The sequence below is a fragment of the Chryseolinea sp. T2 genome (assembly GCF_037203685.1).
GTDB lineage: Bacteria > Bacteroidota > Bacteroidia > Cytophagales > Cyclobacteriaceae > Chryseolinea.
Window position 1 is genome coordinate 90,951 of the sequence record NZ_JBBCAU010000012.1, and the last position, 20,808, is coordinate 111,758.

The following is a 20,808-nucleotide window of genomic DNA, read 5'->3' on the forward strand; positions in this document are numbered from 1 at the left end:
CACTGCATTGGCTCCACCCATTTCACTATGATGTGACCACCTGCCCAATCGAAGTTATTTTGTTTGCTTATCTTTTGCCATCACCTGGACTTTTCGTCAAGAAAGCTCAACACTTCATCCAGAATGGTGTCTTTCGCGGCCCGGTATACGTTATTAAGATAGGCATGTAGTACCACATTAACCCTGAAGCGCCATGAAAACGCTCGTCTTCTTTACCGCACTGATCGCCTACATGCTGAGCGGTCATACACACCTGAGCAGCGACACCATTACCCTTGTTGCGAGCACACCAGCAGATGCCGAACTCAGAAAGATGTTAGCGCTCGATACTGTTGAGCATATCGATTTCATTCGCTGGAACATCGAGCTTACTTCCAAAAATTCATTTAACATATCCTTGCGCTATGGTGTCAGTCAAAACGGAACACCTGGATTCGTTGGCGGCGGAAAAACAGCAACCTTTACCGGTACCTATAGCGTTGTGTCACAACCCTTCGGACGTAATTCCAAAACTGTATACAAGCTTACGGGCGGTGGCAGACCCGTCGTCGCTCTCGTAAAACTGAACGACAATACCTTTCACATACTCGACTTGTCCAATTCTCTGATGAGAGGCAATGCGGCATGGAGCTATACGCTCTCACGCAAGGATCCGGTTCCAAACGACGATACTAAAGTCAGCGGTCTTGTCGATGCAGCAACGATTTTAGATGAGAAGTCTCCCACCGTTGCTTATGTAGGCAGAACACCGAGCGCCGCACTGCAGAAAGATCACAGTTGGCCTAACGTGGCAAACACCCCGAAGTTCAAATGGAAGATCGTCCTGAAGCGCAGTCCAAATGGATCACCCGCGGGTTACACCATGCGCCGCGTGAATGATCGTGGCAACGATACGAAAGGCAAGTGGGAAATCATCCAACGTAACGATGCAGTGTATTACAAACTCGAACCGGATGAAGCGACCGGGCCGCTGATGCTACTGGTTGCCGACAAAAACGTTGTCTACTTTGTCGATGACAACCAAAGGATCTATGTCGGCAACGGCGATTTCAGCTATGCGATCAATCGGTCGGTAACAGATAGTAATAAAGAGTAACTGGCTTCCGGATTACTTAAGCCATCAGAATACTTTAGTTTTATCAGATCTGGAACAGCAATTGGCTCACCCCGTGAGACCGTGAAAATGCTGAGGATGAATCATCCTAAAACTCCCTGGACTACAACAATGCACCTCGCCGCACCTGGGGCTCTCTCCAAATCCAAATTTTACGGATGCGTGTAGACTCTTCGGTAGCCAACGTTTGCTTTCACCTCACACCAAGCTGCTCGTGATACAATAGCTCGCAGCGTCTCTTGGACATTCTAAATAAACAACCAACTTTACCATCGCCAAAACGATGAGAATGAAGCCAATTCAACTCCTTCTTTGCACCTGCTTATTTGCCGTCCTCGGCTTTCTTGCCTACCAGCTACATCACGTCGAAAATCAGCGAAAACAAATCAAGGAAGATTCTGTCGAACTCTCCAAAATAAAATACGGACTCTTCAGCGTCGACGAATGGAAGCGCATACTGGCAACGGTCATATCAAAGAAAATTGAAGAGTTTGATTTCAAAGACACAAACAAGGATGAAATGCGAAAGCAAATTTCTGCATTCCTCTATAAGCAAATTGCAGCATTCGAACAACGGTTTAACAGAGAATCGTCGAAAAGCTTCATGGGCCTTGTCAGAAGTGGCATTGCCTCTATAACCGGCACCTTTGGAGAATTGAAGAATCAGGTGCCGCAATTTACTGAGTCGATCATCCAATTCATGGAAGACCCGAGAAACAGAAAAGCCATCACTTCCTATGTCGTCGATAAACTAAACGACTACACCTCAAAAACGTTCGCCGAAATTGACTACACTACTTATAATGCCATTCTGAAGAAATACGCCTTCGACGACAAGGATACAGCAATCAGGGAATTGACGCTGAGAAATGCGGAGATCAGGGACAAAAGCATGATCCTCACGATAGGGCTGCTGGCCGTCGCCTTATTCATTGTAGCGCTAAGTTGTTTTGCCAGAAATATAATCGTTGTACCGTATTCAGTTGCCATTGCTGCCTGTGCAATTCTCCTTTTTACCGGACTTAGCCTTCCCATGATCGAAATAGATGCAAGGATCGCCGAAATGAGTTTTTCTCTTCTGGGAGAACAGGTCCGGTTTACCGACCAGGTACTGTATTACAAAAGCAAAAGTATTCTCGAAGTGGTGAGCATGATGTTCACGCAGGGAAGATTTGATTTGATCTTTATTGGTGCGCTGGTACTGTTATTCAGCGTCCTGTTCCCGACAGCAAAGCTATTGTCAACAATGGCATATAATTACTCCGAGAAAATCAGAACGAACAAAGTGATTATGTTTTTAGTATTCAAAACAGGCAAATGGTCAATGGCAGATGTTATGGTCGTGGCCATATTCATGTCGTACATCGGCTTCTCAGGCATCATTACTGAACAGCTCCGCCAGATCGAAGGAATCGCCCTCAACATTGACATTCTGACAACGAACAGATCCAGCTTGCAGGAGGGCTTCTATGCGTTTACTGGTTTCTCCATTCTGAGCATCCTGATATCGGCCAATATCCAGAATTCTTTGAATGTTAAAGAAAGTTGAGCTCATCGCAATTGAATGAGTGACCGGGTTGTTTTCATTACCCCCATAATCCGGGGTATCCGTTTAAAAGCAACTTTTTTTTATACTTAAGGTCCAGAATCGCTTTGTTGTTTGCATAATAATTAAATACTTTAGAAGCACACTTATTGCATTGGCGTATTACGCCTGTATGCAGTGACTGCTGAAGAGTCCTCGTTCGTTTTTGTTAGAAATGTTGTCAGAAGTACCGTAACGAGAGAAACATTAAACGTATCACAGCTCCATGAATTTGTGCGTGTCAACTTTATGCGCAGCGCGCCGCAGTTAACTTGAAAGGTCTGCTCATTCACCGCACTTTCAAATTCTAGCACGCATTGGCGATGTGATCCAATAAACGCGTAACCAAATTTCACAATAACAAGAGGCGTTCCCGAAGCATGTCCGGAGAAATTTCCAGCTAGGGATCTGCATATCATTGATTAGGACAGCGACAGGAACGCAACCTTCACCAATTCATTTCGAACAAATAGGACATAAAACGTACCTCCATCAAAAAGCGATACAACACAAACTCAATTGACCAAACTATGAAAGCAATTATTAAAACTTTTGCCTGTGCCGTTTGTCTGTGCGTCATCTCAGTCAGTACGACAAATGCCCAATGGCAAGGCACCACTCCGGTATACTATCTTTCCGGAAACGTCGGTGTAGGTACCAGTTCGCCACTATCCAAACTTGAAGTACGAAGCGGAACACTACGGCTTTCTGATCTTGACATTCGTTATCTTGAATTAACGCAAGATGGAAACGGGCAGGCATACGGGCGAGGTTTTTCCAACTCGTATGCTGGTGCGCGACAATTTAAGCTTACGGGCTTTTCCCACACTCCAAACAATCAAGGAAGCGCACAAAAGGATCTCATCCATTTTGATGGATACAATATGTTATTATTGAAAGATAATGGAGGTTCAGTTGGGATTGGCACAAGTCAGCCAAATGCACTTCTCGACGTTTACACCGGGACGCCTGCGGTTGGATCTTTTAACAGCCAGCGCTGGAGTACGGTCAATTCCGCCTACTATCTGACTCTTAGAACCGTATACACTACAACATATGGACTAAACTACAGTTTCATCCAAACATATAATGGCACAGATTACAAGGCCCTTTCCATTTTCCAGGGAAATGTCGGCATAGGTACAGAGCAACCAGATGCACTTTTAACAGTGAAGGGAAAAATCCATGCGAAAGAAGTGTTAATTGATGTCATGCCCAACGTACCCGACTACGTATTTGAACCAGACTACAAGCTTATGAACCTGAGCGAGCTGGCAACGTATTTGAAACAAAACAAGCATTTACCTGAAGTGCCTTCAGCAACTGAAATGGTCAAAACAGGAATGGACGTAGAGCAAATGAATATGACTTTATTGAAGAAGGTTGAAGAGTTAACACTTTACATCCTGCAACAAGAGCAAAAGATTAAGTCTATTGAGGAACGTCTTAAAGAAACCAATCGATAAGACAAGAAAGACTCCCACCTCATACTTCCTTAAATTTGTCACGATTAATTCTATTTAATCGTGACAAATTTTTGGATGGCTCTCACTCGAGATAGTTGGCCGTTACTTAAGTATTACAATTTTTTGAACTTCCTTCCGGAAACCTTTTTCTACAACAAGTAAGTACACGCCGCGTGGCATTGACGATATATCAAAAGTTTCTGAATAGTTACCGGCAGTCTTTGCAGAGCTACCATTTGACAACGTCTTTATAAACCTCCCATTGATGTCATCAATATAAATGTGGACGTCAGATTCGGTGTCATTTCTGAAGCTAACTACTAATTCATTAGATGATGGATTGGGGTATACCGACAAAGTGCTTGAGGATGTTTCGGACATGGCACGAGGCTTACTTTCTTGCCCCTCTTTCTTATCAACCTGAAAAACTCTGGATGCAGTCCGGTTTTTGACCGACGCGTAAACGGTATATTGACCCGGTTCTAAATTCATTGCATTAAAACGCTTTGTGCCGGAGGCTAACTGAAAGTTTTCACCCACTACTGTCCAGGAATAAGGAACATCGTTGTCATCTTCGTAGTTGACTACATCGAACGTCGCCCGGTTTTCGGTCTGGGAAATTTGTATGAGCGGAAGCGGGCCCATAGGCTCATAGGTACTTTCTTCGCCTCCCAACTCATTTGCAATTCGAAGTCCTGTTGGAGTAACGGTACAACTGTTGGAGGGAATTATGCGGGCCAAGAAAGTAGACCCGGATGACGCCTGAAAACCAGGAAGCAGCCTTATCTGCTGCCCTGCGGTGAAAGAAACTTTAGAGCCAGAAGCAATCACAAAATTATTTTGGTTGACGATCTTACTTCCAAAGCTCGTCGGATGAACGTTCATACCACTATGCAATAAAACAGATGCCTTATAGTCGCGATTTCGACCACCGTCAACAGTTTTATCCTGCAGGTACATGTTCTCAGGCATTATTTCGTAAGTTTCAATATCATCAAAATTTGTGACAGCCACATTTACGTGATGATAGTTGCTACCGGAAGCCCAAATATCATCGAAGGGAGTTTGGTTTGCGGCTATTAGGTTTGCCTTCCCTCGAAGTAAGCTAGGTGGATTCTCATTAAAATAAAATAATCCATTTGTGCCGTCTATAAGAGAAGTATTCAGATCAATTGCGCTTACGCTAGGAACAAATGTGAACCGATCCTGATCAGTGCTTCCCCCTTTAGCAGATGACGAACTTCCGGGTGCAATGTCCCATGGCTTCTGATCAAAAGTGCCCGTACCTTTGCGATCGGTCGTCGCAGGTCCGAAGACGCAAGGGATTGCTGTCGACGGCTTGATTAGAATATGCGACACCATTTGTGTTGTACTAACAGGAGATACCCACGCATCGATATCCCAATTCATCACACAGCAATTGCAATCTTCATGCTTACTAACGTATTTTTCTCCAATACTCAGTAATCCGTCGCCATTTTCGGTAATTTGTTGTCGTCCGGTGTTACTACCATTTATCAGTGCTACATTACGTGAACGTGACGGATAGCCAGTGGTGTTTAGAAAGTTCTGAAAAGCGACGTAATCCGGATTAGCACCACTCATATGATCGCGATGTCGAATGAGCATTTGCCTACTCGCTGGTGAATTATTCGCGTCTACAAGATCAGCAAGCTTGTCTTCATCCAAGTCAAAAATTTCTGTTATCGTGGACAGCGACGCGCTTACATCAATTAATACAGAGAGAACCTCAATAAAAGTGATACTATTGGCATCCGACGCGAGTTCCTGAATACCTAGAGGAATATTTGCTCCTTTGTGTGGTGAGTCATATGATACGTAGAGCCCGACCTTATGGTCGACGTTGCTGGCTTCAAGTTGCGCGAGCGCAACCCTGGCGACAAGACCACCCATACTTTCGCCAATCAAGATGTTCTCAAAATTGCCGGTCTTCAACGTATTAATGTCCGCAAGCAGAGCCTTCACAGCTTGTGCGTTGTCCTGAATCAGGCCATGATTGTTGGCAAACTTGAAAATAGCAACATCGTAACCGAAAGCTCTCATATTCGTTATAAATCCCGCTTCGTTGTAATCATTGAATATGTCGGATATTGGCCGATCATATAAAGGATCAAACCCTTCCACGATAATAATAGGACGATCCAACACATTGTCACAACCGTAGTACACTTCATAGCCGCCACCCGATACTCCTCGTGACGATAAACCTGCATCTGTAGTAACATTCCCTGTTAAATCAGGTTTCTCTTGTGTTGATCCCTTAACGGTTATCTGGCTGTACGACAAAAACTCTCCGTTAGAAAATACCAACTTCATGCGTAGGCTATGCTCTCCCGAATTACCGTATGTAACACGAATAACCTGCTTCACAAATGAAAGTTGCCTATAACCACTGCCGTCACCGAAATCGATCTGGAGTCCTCTTACTCTGTCTTTTGCATTACTGAAATAAAGCGCAGGATCAATTGCGAAATTTACCGTTGTGCCCCGCGATACACTTTTTAAATTGGAAATGGCAAAAACTTTGACCTTCTCATAAGGTGCGGATATCTTTAGCTTTCGGCTGTTTCCATCATAATACTGCGGTATCAGTTCAGGGTCTAAGTACTCACCATCAACATTGATAATCCCGATAGGGATGACTTCGTCTTTAGCATACATGGACAATGTTTTCGTCAGTTCTGGAAATATTGTTGCCTTACCCTTTAATACCTCTGACCTCTGTAAGGATTTATATAATCGCTTCCAGTTAGTAGCACTTCCGACAACAAATGAGGACACGTCGGTACTATCTAATGCATACTCCCTTAAGCTTCCAGGTGAATCAAAACCTTTATTGAATAGAAATCCGGTTTTTGAATGTTGTGGATCAAACATGGAATAATATGCATCCAAATTGGCAGTTGGATTTTGCGCGTATCCTCGCACCGTTAGCACAAGCACTATAACTGACAGTAGGATTGCTTTGCCTGCATTATATTGACCATTGAAAATTTGATTAGTATATTTTTTATTCATGTGATCTGCATCTTTAGTATCATTCTGCTTTAACATATCAACTGGCAATTTTATCTCTGTTACTTCGTTCCCCGTACTCATTGTCGGGAACGCAGTTCCTTCTTCAGACTTTCAATTTCTTGTTGCTGTTTAGCATTTTCGTTTTTGAGATCAATTAAATAAAGTGTCAGCTCCTCCACCTTCTCTAGCAGCCTATTATTCATCTCTCCAACATTCCACCCACGCTCTTTTAGCTCTTTTGCTGAAGGAACATTTGGCAAATGCTTATTCTCGTCGACGTATTTTGACACCTCTGACAAGTCCATAAGCTCATATTCTGGCGCGAATACATAGTCTGCCGGCACGTCTACAACCACTTGGATTTCCTCTGCCTTTATTTTTCCGTTAACGGTAAGCCGGGAGTCTACCGTTGCCGTTCCGATACCAACATTTCCGCTGGTGGTGGCGTATATAGCCATTGATCCATTAGGCCTAATTGAAATATCCTTCTTGCCCCAGAAATAGGTATTACCAACGTCGTTATGCATCGCCAACGCTCCATTGCCATTAGAAAAAACAAAGTCATTACCGCTGAAACCAGATGGGTTATTTCCTATCTGCACAACATTCACAGGAGCAGTTGAGCCAATACCGACATATCCAGTATAGTCAATAGTCATTTTAGCATCACTTAACCCGGCAGAGGCGGTGGTTGAAGCAGCGTTATTTAGAAAGTGAATCTTACCTCTCGCAGCATTGTCAACTCGTTCAAACACAAGTGCTGACTTTCGGTAAGCAGTACTGTTGTACTCAGAGTATCCAAAATGCAATCCACTCCATTGCCCTACAGCTACGGATGCTCCAACCGATGCAAAATCATTTACGGCGGTCTTGACATCCAATTGTTTCTGTGGAGTTGACGTGCCCAAACCTAAGTTTCCACTCGTTGGATAGGGAGACGAATTTTGCGCAATAACAGATAAAGTAATAGAGTTAACTATCACTAGCAGAACGATGATTTTCATGGGATTAATTGATTAGTTAAATAACGACCTTGTTACAATACATTCAACGACTATGATACTTCGCAACGGCTGATGGCAGTCAAAGCCAAAAGAATCACTTATGGCACTTCCCTGGCGTATCATATGGACCGAATTACCTACCGGTGTTATCCAGCCTACTCTTCAATTCAATGATTTCTTTTTCTTGCCTGATCAAATGCAAGGTGAGTTCTTCAACCTTTTTCAGCAGAATCAGATTCATCTCGCCAAGGTGCAATCCATCGGCTTCAATTTCTTTGGCGCTGGGAACCTCAGGCAAATGCTTATTTTGGTTTACGTATTGTTCAATCTGCCGCAATTCCATTAGCTTGTAATCCTTCTCGAACACGTAGTCGGGTATAGCTGGTGGAAAGCCATTCATTACATCTACCAGTACTTCTCTTGTATGTATTTTACCGCTTACGGTAAGCGCTGCATCCGGAGCAACGTTTGCTGTTCCAATACCAACTCTGCCACCAAACGGGTTCAAAAGTATACTTCCTGTTCCATAGGCAAACGCAGGATCATCATGTCCGGATTGCAAATAGACATTTCTCGAGTTTTGCTCACTGGAAACGGACACATAAAACGCGCTATTCCCATTCATTAACTTCAAACTATGGTTATTGGCATAACTGGACGCATTTGACGCAAGGGCATTCAATGGTGTGCTGTAAGGACCATCTGCGCGAATTGTCCCGGTGACATGCAATTTGGTTAACGGATTATCCTGATTAATGCCGACGTTACCATTTGGGTGAATGAACATGCGATTAGTCCATTGGGTGGCGCCTGGCCCCGGGGTGGTCCAATTAGTTTTCGTACCAAACAATATCCCAGGAACATGGTAATTAGGAGGAACGGCGCCCATAATGCCAGCGGTCTTGTCCCCATTCTCCTGGGAAAGAATGATACCCCCTATACTGGTAACCGTTGCTGGCATGTTTATAAATGGCGTGGACGTGTGAATCTTAAAATAGGTTTTCCCGTTCGCATCGAACGTTGTGCTTGTCCCTGATTGTGCCTTAACACTCTTAGCAATGCCCATAGCCATGCATAGCATTACAGCTGTTGTAAAAAGTCTCATAAGTGAATTGGTTTATGATAGATTGAAGATGATTTTACTTTCCAACGGAACCCACAATTATTGCATTACAGACAACTTCCCCGTTGATGAGGTCAAAGCAGTGTTGGGGGTAGGCCACCTTCTATCTTGATAACGGCTCTGATTACAACGGGTCGGCTAGCGTACAACAAAAGCAAATGTATCCAGGGTATGGATGTCTGACAAACTCACTAACACTTTTATTCCCTAAGAAATATTACACCAAAACAACCACCCCGGTTTATTGGGGAATAGATTGAAATTCAACCCAAAAAACCGGAGCATCCATGGTAAAACGTGGCAAATCGAAGTTATTTCATACGTCCATATTCAACCTCAAACAAACACGTCCGTCTCTTTCAGAAATAGATGCCATCACTAGAACACAAGATCCGCAGACAGTTTCTTGTTACTGAAGAAGGTCAAACAAGTACATTCCATCTTCATCTAGGGAGGTCACAGTCAAATCTCAATCAACCACGGCATTTTGTAATTATTAGAACAGGTAGAAATACCTTTGAATTCCAACGCTGAAAATAGAATACTTAACTATTCCGTCCGTGACGACTAACGGAATCTCAGCATTCAAATCGAAGCGCCATTTCGACGATACAATGAATTGAATGCCCGGATATGCCCTCAAATAATAACCCTCCTTCAAATAGGGAAATTGTTCGGTGTTAATTAAGTAATTGTCCTGGACCAACGTTGCCGCACCATATATTCTGGTTCCCAATTCAAAGTAGGCATTCACATTTATGTCTTTATAGCTTGTGTATTCCCTGGGATAACACAAGTATCCAAATGACAGGTTAATATCGAACGAATTGGCCGGCTGAAAGGACAGTTCCCCGTTTCCTGTTGCCCGGGTAGATTGGAAAAAGTGCCGAAAACAACCTGACGCACTAACTGCAAAGTTATTTTTAAGTTTCGTTGCAATAAAACCAATGCCCATGCCAGACTGGTCACCTGATAAATTGGGGAACGCATCCAGATGAGCAGCCTTGTTGACCGCAACTTCATTGGTGAGCGCTACACGAAAATGTTCCTTTTTCGAATCGATACTCAGCAGCCGCCATTTAGTGTAAATCAGGAAGCCCTCGAGGCGGTACGGAAAAATAGCTTGGCTACTACTATGATTGTGATATTTATTATAGTAGTCATTAAGGCTGCCTTTAACCTTGTCGACGTGGAGGTTCGACGCACTGCAAGTAAGGTATAGTGAAAAGTTAGAGGAGACTCCTATCATCGCGCGGAGATAATCGCGATGATTAATAGAACTGTATCCTGTGTGAATGTGGGAGCCGAGCCTCAAGCCAATAGCTCCTTTCGGAATCGTGCTGGCCGCCTCACTGAACGGAAACAACTCTTGCGAATATGACCAATTAAGGACAAAAAAAAAGATAACGACCAGCCTAAAGGACAACAAAATAGTACGAGCCGTTAATTACATTTTGCGATTCGAATTTCTTCAACTTGTCCGCATACTGCTTGTAAAGGTTTGATTGCGTAAAAGTCCGATCGAGAAAAGTCACATTGATGATAGCATCCTGGTCAACTTCCTTAGGCTCATTCAAAATTAGATACATATTATCCTCGTATATAAATTTCGCGCCATCAAACGACTTCCTACCCTGCCAAATGAAACTTGCACTGAGGTCGCGAACTGAAAACCCGGCATCTCTCACACTCTTTATTAATTTTCGCATTTCGACACCGCTAGCGTCAGAGAATTCAACCACGGCAACAGTAGTGTTCAAATCGATAATCACATCTTTTACAAACGGCAATTTTCTTATCGACTTCTCCACGCTTAGCGAACACATAGAGCAAGTGAGGCCGTCTACACCGATGGTGGCACTTTTGAATTGTGCAACAACGCCAGAATAGCTTACCAAAATCGCCACAGTCGTCAATACAACGTTCTTTAATGGCCTATTCATGATAGACATAAAATGTGCGGCGTGTCTGCTCGTAGTTTTCAGCATAGTCTGTTGCGTCCATATAGATATCATAATTCTTATTCAATTCGCTATTGGCTATCCAGAATGTATCGAGCTCGAAGGTCCTTTCTTCAATACGGAACTGATAAACAAATACGGTATCACGAGGTGATTCAATAAACTGATCGTGTATATGCACGGAGCCAGTCCTAAGCAAGTGATCATCAGAAAATGAAGCACGTATGAAAATAGTATCACCTGGTTTATAGAAATGCTCCTCCAAAGGAGTAACTACTCGTATCGAGGGAGCTTCTACATCGTCCACGTATTCGCTATCCTCAGAAGAACACAACGTTAGCGCAGGCAACATTAGTACAAGTATTAAAGCTCTCACCTTCACTTAACATAGAATTTTAAGAGCGACTTTTCGAATGCATTACTGCTCGCGTAATAGGCAATTGATCTGACAACTCCTACTCCTTTAGCATGCCACGTTTCACCCACAATTACATACTGTTCATTATAGAATACCCGGCTCTTCTTGCTGATCACTACGCCAGCCGGCTTCTTTTGTATCGCAATTACATGAGCAGCGACAAATTTCCCCGCCGGCACAGTAACATTCTCGGTTTCGCCACACATCAGTACAATGGTATCACCTGTTCGCATTAATGTATCGCCAAGAACCCTCGGGGAGAATTGAACCTCTCCTCTAAGATTTGTCAAAAAACCTGACGAATCGCGCTTCCACTCAGAAAGTCCATACATGTTTTCCAAGTGATAAAATCGACTTCCCCTCACTACCGTATCCTCCCTTATGAACACGCTGTCAATCGTTATATTAGTTCCGACTTTCGAATCAATTTGTTTTACTGCTGACTCATAAACCCAATAATTACCAACTTGTAATTGTATCGCACTGGACCAACTTTCAATTGCGGTTTGCTGGCCATTTGTGTCAAGGCTCAAAATCAGCAGAGCAATCAGCATGGCAGAAAATTTCATCTGGCGTTGTATTTTTTCAGGTTCAATTCAAATCCTGACACGTTTCCAAAATACAGCACGGATTTCACCACACCAATATTTCGCGCATACCATACTCTCTTAGCAACAGAAAACTCTTTATTATAATAGCTGGGATTACTAGAATCAACATCGCTATGGTGTCCTGGAGAATTGCGTCTCAACAAAACGAAACTTACAGTATTAAATACGCCCGCCGGAACCGTGATCTCAACTTCCTCTTTTTCCATCAAACCGTAAAACCCCAGGTTTGGATCCCTGTATAGTGTATCGGAAAAATTGGTGCCCGAAAATTCTATATTTCCACGCTGGTCAACAATTGTCCCTGACATCTCTCTCTTAAGTTCCTTTCGGCCAAACAGGTTTTTGATAATAAAATAAACGGCCTGGTCGATGATTGTGTCCTTCTCGACAAAAACACTATCATCGAGTTGATTAATCTTGATTCCAGAAAACAAATCAGTACTTGTCGCCTGATAAATCCAGAAATTTCCATTCCTTAATTGTATAGCACTCGTGTAGTTGAGTCGTGGTGATGGATCATCACTACATCCCCCTATTAATACCGTCAAAAGCACTAAAGGGAGTATTATACAAATATGCTTCCTCCAACTCATCTATCTGGAAATGACCTTTCTCATATATGTTTGGCCATCACTCATCCGCAGAAAAATAAGGTAGAGAGCTGCTGGTTTATCACTCAAATCGACTTTAAAGAACTTATCATTCTGCACTGTGGATACATCAATGATTTTATTCCCAAGCATATCACGTACGAAGTACTGATAATGTATATCGTTATTTGTCAGAAGGCTTACTTCAAAAATTCCGCCCGTCGAAGGATTAGGTGCAACGGAGAAAAAATCGTCAGTCACTGGCTCCTCTTTTGTCGCTGCCGGCTCGGCCGCGATCGGCATCGCTGATTTTGCAGTGTTAAATACACTTGAAGGGGACGACACTGGATCAATGCGCGCACTAAACTGGGAACCCGCGCTCGCGGTAAAGCCAGGTTTCAATGATATAGACCCTCCAGACAACATGTTGCAAATGGTGCCGCTCGGCACAGTAAAACTTGACGTAGAAGCTACCGTAAAAATGCCTGTGTAACGATAATTTTCCGTTCCACTTACGGTATAGCTATTGAGTTTCACCTCGCCGTTTTCGGCGTACCATACTTTCAACGATCGACTGTCTACGGTACCCGACCTCGCTATTTGTGGACTGCCTGGCACGGTATTAATCAACACCGACTGATTCTCGATGGAACTGCTTCCGTTTTTGTTATGCCAATCCTGCCAAATTTTATCCACGTAACCATGATGCTGATAAAAAACCGGATCGCGAGGCGAAGTAGTAATATTCGCCATAGTTCCTTGCGTAGTTCCAGTTTGCCCCCCGACAAATACATGGGCAGTTCCGTGATAGGTGGATTCAAGTGCCGGCCAAAAGCGGGTGCTTTGCTGGGAATTATAGTCCGTGCCGAACGATGTTAAATTGTCAACCAAATTACTTATTCCTGAGGAAGTGGGTTGGGCACTCGATTGTCCAAAGTAACGTGTAAATGTTCCTTCGGGAATCGGCAGTCCAAACAGACCCATATTATTTGACCCGCTGCTGAATAATGTCGACGTTGAGGACCAGTCGCCTGGCGTGTTCCACGCCCAATAGGGAATTGCAATATTACTAGCCCCTGCCACTCCGCTATTTTTCAATTCGATTTCGAAGTAGTATAAAAACATCCGGTGCCAGGTGAGAAAATCGGCATTGAAATGCCGAACATAAGCGCTGTTGCCATGCGTGGCAACATACGTCTCTATCATGTTAGTGGTGGTGCCCGGCGCCATCTTAGTATATAGTGCCCGAACAGCACTGACGTAAACTCCCTTCTCAGCGGCTGTCAATTCTCTCCAGTTCTTTCTAATCACCTGAGCAGAGACCAGGTTCATAGAAAACAATACCAAAAATACAGCAAGGTAACATGGTAGAATTCTTCTCATATAATTGATTTTGACTTAAGCTTTATTATTGCTACAACGATTTTACAATGGCAAAAAAGGGCTGCTTACTCTTGCAAATAATATTCAACTGTTATTCAAACAACTCTATAATCCAAACAACTTACGCCACTTAGACAGTCGGCGATATAAAGAAAGTGATTTGTCTTTCCCATCTCAAATAAAACAATGAAAATATTAACCAAATTAACTAGCATCCCCAATTTTCCGGGGGAGTGCTTGGTCATCACCTATACGAATTAGAACAAATGATCGAAAACATATCTACCATCTTTTGATACAATCTCCATATATAACCATCCGTCCAATTGCTCATCCAGGCTGAGTCACTCCGAGGTGAATTGAAGTTTCATGTGTTCACCATGTATTATCTAAGCATCTTTTAAATTGAATTTTCGACCCAACGTGGCCGCTACTTCAATATTAGTAATGCATCCCCGGAAAATCGGGGGTAGGTGCTTCATGTAATTTTTTGAACACAAAAAAAATCGATTGTTCCTTACAAAGAACCGCAGTTCACTAATACATTTGTTGACGACACTACCAGCACCGTTGTAAGGCAAAAACGTTGGACTCTCTGTAACAACTAGATTTAATCTAAAACAATTTGAATTTCACAGTTACCTGAACGGCACGGTATCGTCATCGCGAAAAATTCCAAACTTCCTTTCAACACGAAACTATTATGCAAAAAATGACAAAACCATTTAGGCTCTCTGCAGTGCTTCTAATGTTGGTAACACAAGCATATTCACAAACGTCAATTAACTCTTCCTCTGGAAACTACGTCTATGTGTACAATGCGGGCTTAGCAACGAACGCTCCGTCTGGGTCTGTTGAGCTAAGACTTAATACCACATCTGACGGATGGGGGGCGAAGCTTTCTACGTACAAGGAGACCAGCAACACTGCAGGATTAGCATTCTTTACGCAATTTGGTTGGACCACCCCCGTTGAAAGGATGAGAATTACATCTACTGGCAATGTTGGAATCGGCACTTCATTCACTTCTTCCACACTGTCAATCCGGAATACTCAACTCGCAGATGATGCTGCATCCGGCATGGTCGATCTTTCATTTCGAACAACGTCCGGAGAATGGGGTACTAAGATTGCTGCATTTAAAGAGTCTTCCAACACTGCTGGCATGTCATTTTATACCCAGTATGGCTGGACCGCCCCTTTTGAACGAATGAGAATTACTTCTACCGGCAACCTTTTGATAGGTAAGACATCACAACTCAATAGTTCGTATAAGGTTGACGTCGCTGGTTCGATTAGGTCGAATGAAATTGTCGTTAATGTAACGGGCGCTGACTTTGTGTTCGACCCGAGTTATAATCTTCCATCTTTGGATGAGGTTGAAAAATTCATTCAGACAAATAGACATTTGCCAGACATCGAATCCGCAGAAGAAATGCAAACGAACGGAATTGCAGTCGGAAAAACGGAGGTGAAATTGCTGCAAAAGATCGAAGAACTCACCCTCCATCTCATTCGCCAGGAGAAGGAAATTAAAGAGTTGAAAGCCAAACTTAAAGAGAACTAGTTAGCTGATGACTTTGCCAAATATTCGGTGATCACAAAGACTGGTCGTATTATGTGGAGACATCGAAAGCAAACGCATATCGTTTTCTAACGATCGTCATTCACAATCATACGTATACTCTACAACCACGTCCTGTATTGTCGGATATCCACGCCCATTATACCGGTACGTGTGCGTGACAACATCCCTGACCGTTGGCGATAAATCATGTTTGATCCACGATAGTTAATGAGTTGGTATTATCTACGATCCCAGGTACCCAACCAAAAACACCCCACTGATGTAAAGCCACAACACCGAGAACACTATATGCATGGCTGTTTCAAATGTCTTCCCACGCCAAACTTTTGGGGAATACACGAAGAATTGAAACACCAATCTCACTACCCAGAATACAAATAGTCCGAAGGTGATCACTTTACCAAACGGATCATGTAGAAGCTCACGTGTATAGCCGAGACACAACAAACCCATGAGTAACACAACGAATGCAATGAAGAACGTGTGAACGTATAGAATCTGTTTCGTAATCAGTGACAGGGAGCTTAACTCCTGTCCCCACTTAAAATACCCGGGAATGACGACGTGCATCAGCGACAACGTAATCAAGAGCGCACCCACAATCTTAATGTGTAGTTCCATCAGCTTTCGTTAGAATAAATACATGAATAAAGGGTGTAATGTTGAACCGACTATCAACGCACAGTCCGGCCTGCTTAAAGTTCCTGGTCCACTCTTTTTCAGACAAGAAATGGAGAAAGCCAATATTGTAAGCAAGGAAATTAACAACGTCGCGAAGATGTTCGACAACAACAACTTTTCCATCGTGACGTAATGCCCGGACTTGCTCCTGCAGGAATCTGGTTCGCTCATCCGGATTCCTCACTTCATGCAATGCAAAAATATTGAATAGGAGACTCACACTTTCGTCTGGCAGCGGCAATTGGGATGTTAGTATCTTCACGGTTCCATCATATGGAGGATACGCTTTGCGTGCACGCTCAATCGAAACTTCCGTGTGTTTCGAAGGATCGTAGAAATCGAAGACTCTTAGTTGAGCAGATGGGAAGTTCTTTGTCAATATCCAACTGGTTTCGTCAAAGCCGGCGTGAACGTTTACGATCGTTTGAATTTCGTTTTTACCAAATCGATGTAACCAGTCAAATTCGTATAGGCCTGAACGGTCATACACATAGTACGATACAAGCAATGAGACGCATGTCGATGTAATGATGCAAAACGCCAGCACGGCCAAAAACCAAAACATTATATCGCCCGCCCACACACTTGCCATCAATATGAGCAGTACGGATATACCTGCTATTACATAAAAGTGCCAGTTAAATCGGATAATATTAATCACCCCCTGATAAGGTGTTCTCACTGCTGTTTCCATCTGTCTCTTCTTCCTTTCTTCCAATAGTAGGGGATATTGCTGATGACAAATGCGTTTGCCAGCACGGCACCGTTCAGTTGCAGACTGTCAACAAAGCCGACTTTACTCTCAACTACTTGTACGGGTTTTGGAGTCCAATCCTCCCGCACGCCTTCAATGATCAGAACCTCTTGCTTGTCGCTATCATAGGTAAATGTGAACGGAAGCGGTCCGGCAAACCGTCTTGCTTCTTTCCAGTCGTTAAAGGGTGAGTTCAGGGGAAGGGCAATTTCATCGTCTGTCTCCTCGACCCTCACAGATAGTTTTGATTCGGTCGACACTACTTCTATCTGCCTGGCAGTTCTGGTGAATTTGATATCAGTCCTTTGGTAATTGTAGTGAGTGAATAGGTTTCCGAGAAAAGCCATCCTTGCTTTGTCGGTCTCTGATCGGATGATATATAAACCTCGCAATCGCTTACCGTAGCTGGTATGGTACTGAACAAATATCCTGTACCCAGTGAGCACGAAGTCGTTGCCAAGAAATTCAGGAAAGCCCTTTGGCCGCAGATACCTGGTTTTAACCATGGCTACTGCAATGAAACCCCAGGTATCTTTAAAGGTATCTAACGACAAGCACTCGGGAATAAATTTTAGAAGTTCTTCTTTCGGAACAGCGTAGGTGAGCACAAGCGAAGTATCAAAATAACTTTCGACAGCAAATGGATGATCTTTTAAGAAACTTAGCATCAGGCAACTTCATTGAGGACCCCGCGCTTGCGAAAGACGAACTCATTAACATAAATCAGTACTATAAAAATAGAAGCAAAAACAATATTCATTCTTCCAAACAAAAGGAGATCAGGGGCAAGAACAAACTCTATGATATTCATAATACCTACAATCGCCATTTGAAATACAGCGCATAATCGACTTTTAATTCGGCTCAATATCCAGACAACCATCAGTATCTCTGCCACTCCAATGGCTTTAGTAAAAATCCAGGCGTCTTCTTCGCCAAGTATTCTGGCAACAATCTCCTGATGTCGTGGAACAAGGCTTAAAACCTTGCAGAAAAATCCGTTAACAAACCAAACTAACGCGATAATGGCAGTTGCAAGAATGTGGGGTATTCGATTCACCTGTTGATTATAGATAAATTTGACCAGTCAGGCAAATGGTCATTCTTGAAAGCCGAATTCACAATACTAATAAGTTGATTCTCTTATTCTTGCTCCCTGTAATTTGAAATTCCCATACTCTGGACCAGGCGCGCTAATATGTTTTAAAGGTCCTTTCACTCCTGCACACTTTAATATCTTTTGCTGAGCACCGCTCTTGCCATCAGGCAGATCTCATAACTCATCTGCAGGAAAAGTGGGGGCGCAAAAGCTAAATCTACTTCACAGAACATGACATCCGGGACGAAAAAATATTTTGAAACGCAACTGGACCAGTGATGATTACCGTTCTTAACGACACATGCGGCAATAATATTCAGTTGGTACAGATGCTGTGAGCTTTACGGAAAACGTGGCATCATGGTTATTCAATTAACATAGCATCAACAAACTTTCCCCGCTACGGTAAGTACTGCATCGGGATCAACAGTTCCTGCACCATAACGCCTAGTTATAGTTCAAAAAGTAGATGCCCAACAAAATCGGGCCAATTGTAAGAACCAAAACAAATAACAGATTAAACCAGGAAAGAATATTTTTTCTGTCATCGTATCTATTAATAATAACTGACGATCGTTTTTTATAGAATCGATAAACGATAACCATGAAAACTATCACGAATGGCAAATAATAATATTTGCCATGATCCTTACCGAATACATTGGCCAATAAATTAGTATCCGCAAAAAACAGCACGGCATTGTGACAAAGAAAAAGGTGAAAGAATATCACTACTGTTATCAGATTTATGGCCGAGTCTTTCGGATCGGTGTCCTTCGTGCGCGAGAACAGCTTGTAATAAGTAAAAAAAATGAAATCGTACATGCTCATTAATCAAAAATGCTTTCGGTAATACTTCCCTGAATACATTTGATGATATTCCGATCGAGACAAGAGGTTACCGATTTTATAATTGTCTTGCCCCTTTAGTGAGATAGTGCTATCGTCAGTCCTGTTTATGCTTGATTAATGCCGACAATTCGCTTCCGATTTCCGACGGTCCTTTCGCAGAGGGTGCAATCAGATTCCAATTTTGATCAATCAGAATATATCTCGGTATATTATTTATCCCATAGGCGTCTTTGAAAGCCTTGCTATCAGCTTGATTCGCACGAATTTGCAGGCCAACGGGTTTTCTCTCACGAATAATCCGGCGCCAGGCAACATCACTGTCATCGATGTTCAGACCAATTATTTGCAATTCATCTGGATTATACATTTTCGCAAGCTTAGCCAGATTCTCAAATTGCGCAATACACGGCGCACACCAGCTTGCCCAAACATCGATGTAAACAATCTTTGCGGTAATGGTCTTCAAATCAAAGGGCGTGTTTTGAAGATCTGAAGCAACCAGAGAAGGGGCCTTTTTTCCACTGCTTTGACCTCCCATGCGTAGTTTGATAATGGAGTTGAATCGCGACTGTGGAAAATTCAAATCATAGACCTTTGCCAATTCCCTCGCGCTATCGGACGCGTGTACAAACCTAACCATGTTATAAAGGAAAATCGCCATGAAAAGCTCTCTTGATTGCGGCCTTTGCCGTAACTCGCGTTCGCAGGATCGGAAAGCTGCCGAAAAAAAATCCTGGCGCTCCAGATCGTTTGTGGGAAATTTAGTCTGAAGGGAACCCTTGTAATTGAAGTAATTAATCACTGCACTTATGTATCCGTCCGATACAATTGCGCTGTCAGAAAGAAATCGCCATTGGTCCCAGATTGGCAAATCAAATGATGTTTGCTCTTTAACACCATTGCTTTCACGGACTGCATTGTACATTGACTTGTAGTACCTGAACAGATAGGACGTCTGGCCCTCCAGGAACTCGCGTTGCAGACCGCTCAGCTGAGCGTTGACCGCATTTCGCTGCGAACGCTCCGATTGTGCTATGCTGTCGAGCAAATGATCAAACCGCGAAGGGGATGTTTGAGTGGCCAACAGCTGAATTTCCGGATTCACGATCGAAAGATGCGATGCAAACAAATAATTGTTGAACATGGATCCAGATCCACTGAACACAACCTTACCTGGTTTGAATACCGACATACGACCGGTGTATGACCATGGTTCATTGATTTCCAAATACATCGAATCATTTGGTGACATCCAAATCTGCATAGGCAATACCGTGCCGATATACATCTTTACAGCGTGAGCTTCATTTATAGAAAACGCGACTTTGAAATATCCGTGTGGATCGACCTTTGTCTTTGCCAGCACAACCGGTCGATTCTCTAGTGCGTTATTTCTGGTAAGAAATGTAACCTCGACAACGCTCGAGTCAGCGATTCGCCCCTCCAGAACAACATTGTCCTGCGCGATTACTTTTGCGGATAACAGTGACAACACAACAAACTTCATAAACAACACGCGCATCTGAACTCAATTAGATAT

18 protein-coding genes are annotated in these 20,808 nt (G+C 43.1%); 4 read left to right on the top strand and 14 right to left on the bottom strand.

Annotation, left to right across the window (positions count from 1 at the left end; translation table 11 throughout):
• Positions 1–193 precede the first annotated feature (193 nt).
• The 3 genes from WBG78_RS28875 to WBG78_RS28885 all read left to right on the top strand — a co-directional run bounded on the left by WBG78_RS28875 (position 194) and on the right by WBG78_RS28885 (position 4,165).
• Positions 194–1,096: a hypothetical protein gene (locus WBG78_RS28875; RefSeq protein ID WP_337330013.1), complete on the top strand. Its 903-nt coding sequence runs from the start codon at positions 194–196 to the stop codon at positions 1,094–1,096.
• A gap of 307 nt (positions 1,097–1,403) precedes the next feature.
• Positions 1,404–2,663, top strand: a complete 1,260-nt coding sequence (locus WBG78_RS28880) for a paraquat-inducible protein A (protein ID WP_337330014.1) — start codon at positions 1,404–1,406, stop codon at positions 2,661–2,663.
• Between the two features lie 566 nt (positions 2,664–3,229).
• Positions 3,230–4,165, top strand: a complete 936-nt coding sequence (locus tag WBG78_RS28885; protein ID WP_337330015.1) for a hypothetical protein — start codon at positions 3,230–3,232, stop codon at positions 4,163–4,165.
• A 102-nt stretch (positions 4,166–4,267) separates the two neighbouring features.
• On the opposite strand, the gene WBG78_RS28890 is transcribed toward WBG78_RS28885, so the two are convergent.
• From WBG78_RS28890 to WBG78_RS28930, 9 genes are all read right to left on the bottom strand, one after another.
• Positions 4,268–7,240, bottom strand: coding sequence for a T9SS type A sorting domain-containing protein (locus WBG78_RS28890; protein WP_337330016.1), 2,973 nt, complete (start codon positions 7,238–7,240; stop codon positions 4,268–4,270).
• Positions 7,241–7,281: 41 nt separating this feature from the next.
• A complete protein-coding gene (locus WBG78_RS28895) occupies positions 7,282–8,208 on the bottom strand; it encodes a hypothetical protein (RefSeq protein WP_337330017.1) in 927 nt (308 codons plus the stop codon).
• A gap of 133 nt (positions 8,209–8,341) precedes the next feature.
• Positions 8,342–9,313: a hypothetical protein gene (locus WBG78_RS28900; RefSeq protein ID WP_337330018.1), complete on the bottom strand. Its 972-nt coding sequence runs from the start codon at positions 9,311–9,313 to the stop codon at positions 8,342–8,344.
• Positions 9,314–9,827: 514 nt separating this feature from the next.
• Positions 9,828–10,697, bottom strand: a complete 870-nt coding sequence (locus WBG78_RS28905; RefSeq protein WP_337330019.1) for a hypothetical protein — start codon at positions 10,695–10,697, stop codon at positions 9,828–9,830.
• A 49-nt stretch (positions 10,698–10,746) separates the two neighbouring features.
• Positions 10,747–11,274, bottom strand: a complete 528-nt coding sequence (locus tag WBG78_RS28910; protein ID WP_337330020.1) for a heavy-metal-associated domain-containing protein — start codon at positions 11,272–11,274, stop codon at positions 10,747–10,749.
• Complete coding sequence (locus tag WBG78_RS28915; RefSeq protein WP_337330021.1) at positions 11,267–11,674, bottom strand: DUF4625 domain-containing protein; 408 nt, start codon at positions 11,672–11,674, stop codon at positions 11,267–11,269. The genes WBG78_RS28910 and WBG78_RS28915 overlap by 8 nt, the downstream gene beginning before the upstream one ends.
• Positions 11,671–12,279 (bottom strand): hypothetical protein, encoded by a 609-nt coding sequence (locus WBG78_RS28920; RefSeq protein ID WP_337330022.1) that lies wholly within the window; start codon positions 12,277–12,279, stop codon positions 11,671–11,673. The genes WBG78_RS28915 and WBG78_RS28920 overlap by 4 nt, the downstream gene beginning before the upstream one ends.
• Positions 12,276–12,914: a hypothetical protein gene (locus WBG78_RS28925; RefSeq protein ID WP_337330023.1), complete on the bottom strand. Its 639-nt coding sequence runs from the start codon at positions 12,912–12,914 to the stop codon at positions 12,276–12,278. The genes WBG78_RS28920 and WBG78_RS28925 overlap by 4 nt, the downstream gene beginning before the upstream one ends.
• A complete protein-coding gene (locus WBG78_RS28930; protein ID WP_337330024.1) occupies positions 12,915–14,294 on the bottom strand; it encodes a tyrosinase family protein in 1,380 nt (459 codons plus the stop codon).
• A gap of 712 nt (positions 14,295–15,006) precedes the next feature.
• Between WBG78_RS28930 and WBG78_RS28935 the strand changes: the two genes are divergently transcribed.
• The gene (locus WBG78_RS28935; RefSeq protein WP_337330025.1) at positions 15,007–15,861 is read left to right on the top strand and encodes a hypothetical protein; all 855 of its coding nucleotides are present in this window, start codon (positions 15,007–15,009) and stop codon (positions 15,859–15,861) included.
• Between the two features lie 243 nt (positions 15,862–16,104).
• Here WBG78_RS28935 and WBG78_RS28940 read toward each other — a convergent pair whose 3' ends face one another.
• The 5 genes from WBG78_RS28940 to WBG78_RS28960 form a co-directional block, all read right to left on the bottom strand.
• Complete coding sequence (locus WBG78_RS28940; RefSeq protein WP_337330026.1) at positions 16,105–16,503, bottom strand: hypothetical protein; 399 nt, start codon at positions 16,501–16,503, stop codon at positions 16,105–16,107.
• Entirely contained in the window at positions 16,487–17,257 is a 771-nt protein-coding gene (locus WBG78_RS28945; protein ID WP_337330027.1) for a class I SAM-dependent methyltransferase, read from the bottom strand. The genes WBG78_RS28940 and WBG78_RS28945 overlap by 17 nt, the downstream gene beginning before the upstream one ends.
• Positions 17,242–17,985, bottom strand: coding sequence for a DUF2071 domain-containing protein (locus tag WBG78_RS28950; RefSeq protein WP_337330028.1), 744 nt, complete (start codon positions 17,983–17,985; stop codon positions 17,242–17,244). Before WBG78_RS28950 ends, WBG78_RS28945 begins: the two co-directional genes overlap by 16 nt.
• Complete coding sequence (locus WBG78_RS28955) at positions 17,985–18,377, bottom strand: DoxX-like family protein (protein WP_337330029.1); 393 nt, start codon at positions 18,375–18,377, stop codon at positions 17,985–17,987. The genes WBG78_RS28950 and WBG78_RS28955 overlap by 1 nt, the downstream gene beginning before the upstream one ends.
• Positions 18,378–19,362: 985 nt before the next feature.
• On the bottom strand, positions 19,363–20,790 hold the full coding sequence (locus tag WBG78_RS28960; protein WP_337330030.1) for a TlpA family protein disulfide reductase: 1,428 nt from the start codon (positions 20,788–20,790) through the stop codon (positions 19,363–19,365).
• Positions 20,791–20,808: the final 18 nt, after the last annotated feature.

Coding starts and splice junctions, on each gene's coding strand:
- WBG78_RS28935 (WP_337330025.1), top strand. CDS start 15,007: ATGACAAAACCATTTAGGCTCTCTGCAGTGCTTCTAATGTTGGTAACA.
- WBG78_RS28900 (WP_337330018.1), bottom strand. CDS start 9,313: ATGAGACTTTTTACAACAGCTGTAATGCTATGCATGGCTATGGGCATT.
- WBG78_RS28885 (WP_337330015.1), top strand. CDS start 3,230: ATGAAAGCAATTATTAAAACTTTTGCCTGTGCCGTTTGTCTGTGCGTC.
- WBG78_RS28880 (WP_337330014.1), top strand. CDS start 1,404: ATGAAGCCAATTCAACTCCTTCTTTGCACCTGCTTATTTGCCGTCCTC.
- WBG78_RS28875 (WP_337330013.1), top strand. CDS start 194: ATGAAAACGCTCGTCTTCTTTACCGCACTGATCGCCTACATGCTGAGC.
- WBG78_RS28925 (WP_337330023.1), bottom strand. CDS start 12,914: ATGAGTTGGAGGAAGCATATTTGTATAATACTCCCTTTAGTGCTTTTG.
- WBG78_RS28910 (WP_337330020.1), bottom strand. CDS start 11,274: ATGAATAGGCCATTAAAGAACGTTGTATTGACGACTGTGGCGATTTTG.
- WBG78_RS28950 (WP_337330028.1), bottom strand. CDS start 17,985: ATGCTAAGTTTCTTAAAAGATCATCCATTTGCTGTCGAAAGTTATTTT.
- WBG78_RS28890 (WP_337330016.1), bottom strand. CDS start 7,240: ATGTTAAAGCAGAATGATACTAAAGATGCAGATCACATGAATAAAAAA.
- WBG78_RS28930 (WP_337330024.1), bottom strand. CDS start 14,294: ATGAGAAGAATTCTACCATGTTACCTTGCTGTATTTTTGGTATTGTTT.
- WBG78_RS28895 (WP_337330017.1), bottom strand. CDS start 8,208: ATGAAAATCATCGTTCTGCTAGTGATAGTTAACTCTATTACTTTATCT.
- WBG78_RS28940 (WP_337330026.1), bottom strand. CDS start 16,503: ATGGAACTACACATTAAGATTGTGGGTGCGCTCTTGATTACGTTGTCG.
- WBG78_RS28945 (WP_337330027.1), bottom strand. CDS start 17,257: ATGGAAACAGCAGTGAGAACACCTTATCAGGGGGTGATTAATATTATC.
- WBG78_RS28960 (WP_337330030.1), bottom strand. CDS start 20,790: ATGCGCGTGTTGTTTATGAAGTTTGTTGTGTTGTCACTGTTATCCGCA.
- WBG78_RS28920 (WP_337330022.1), bottom strand. CDS start 12,279: ATGAAATTTTCTGCCATGCTGATTGCTCTGCTGATTTTGAGCCTTGAC.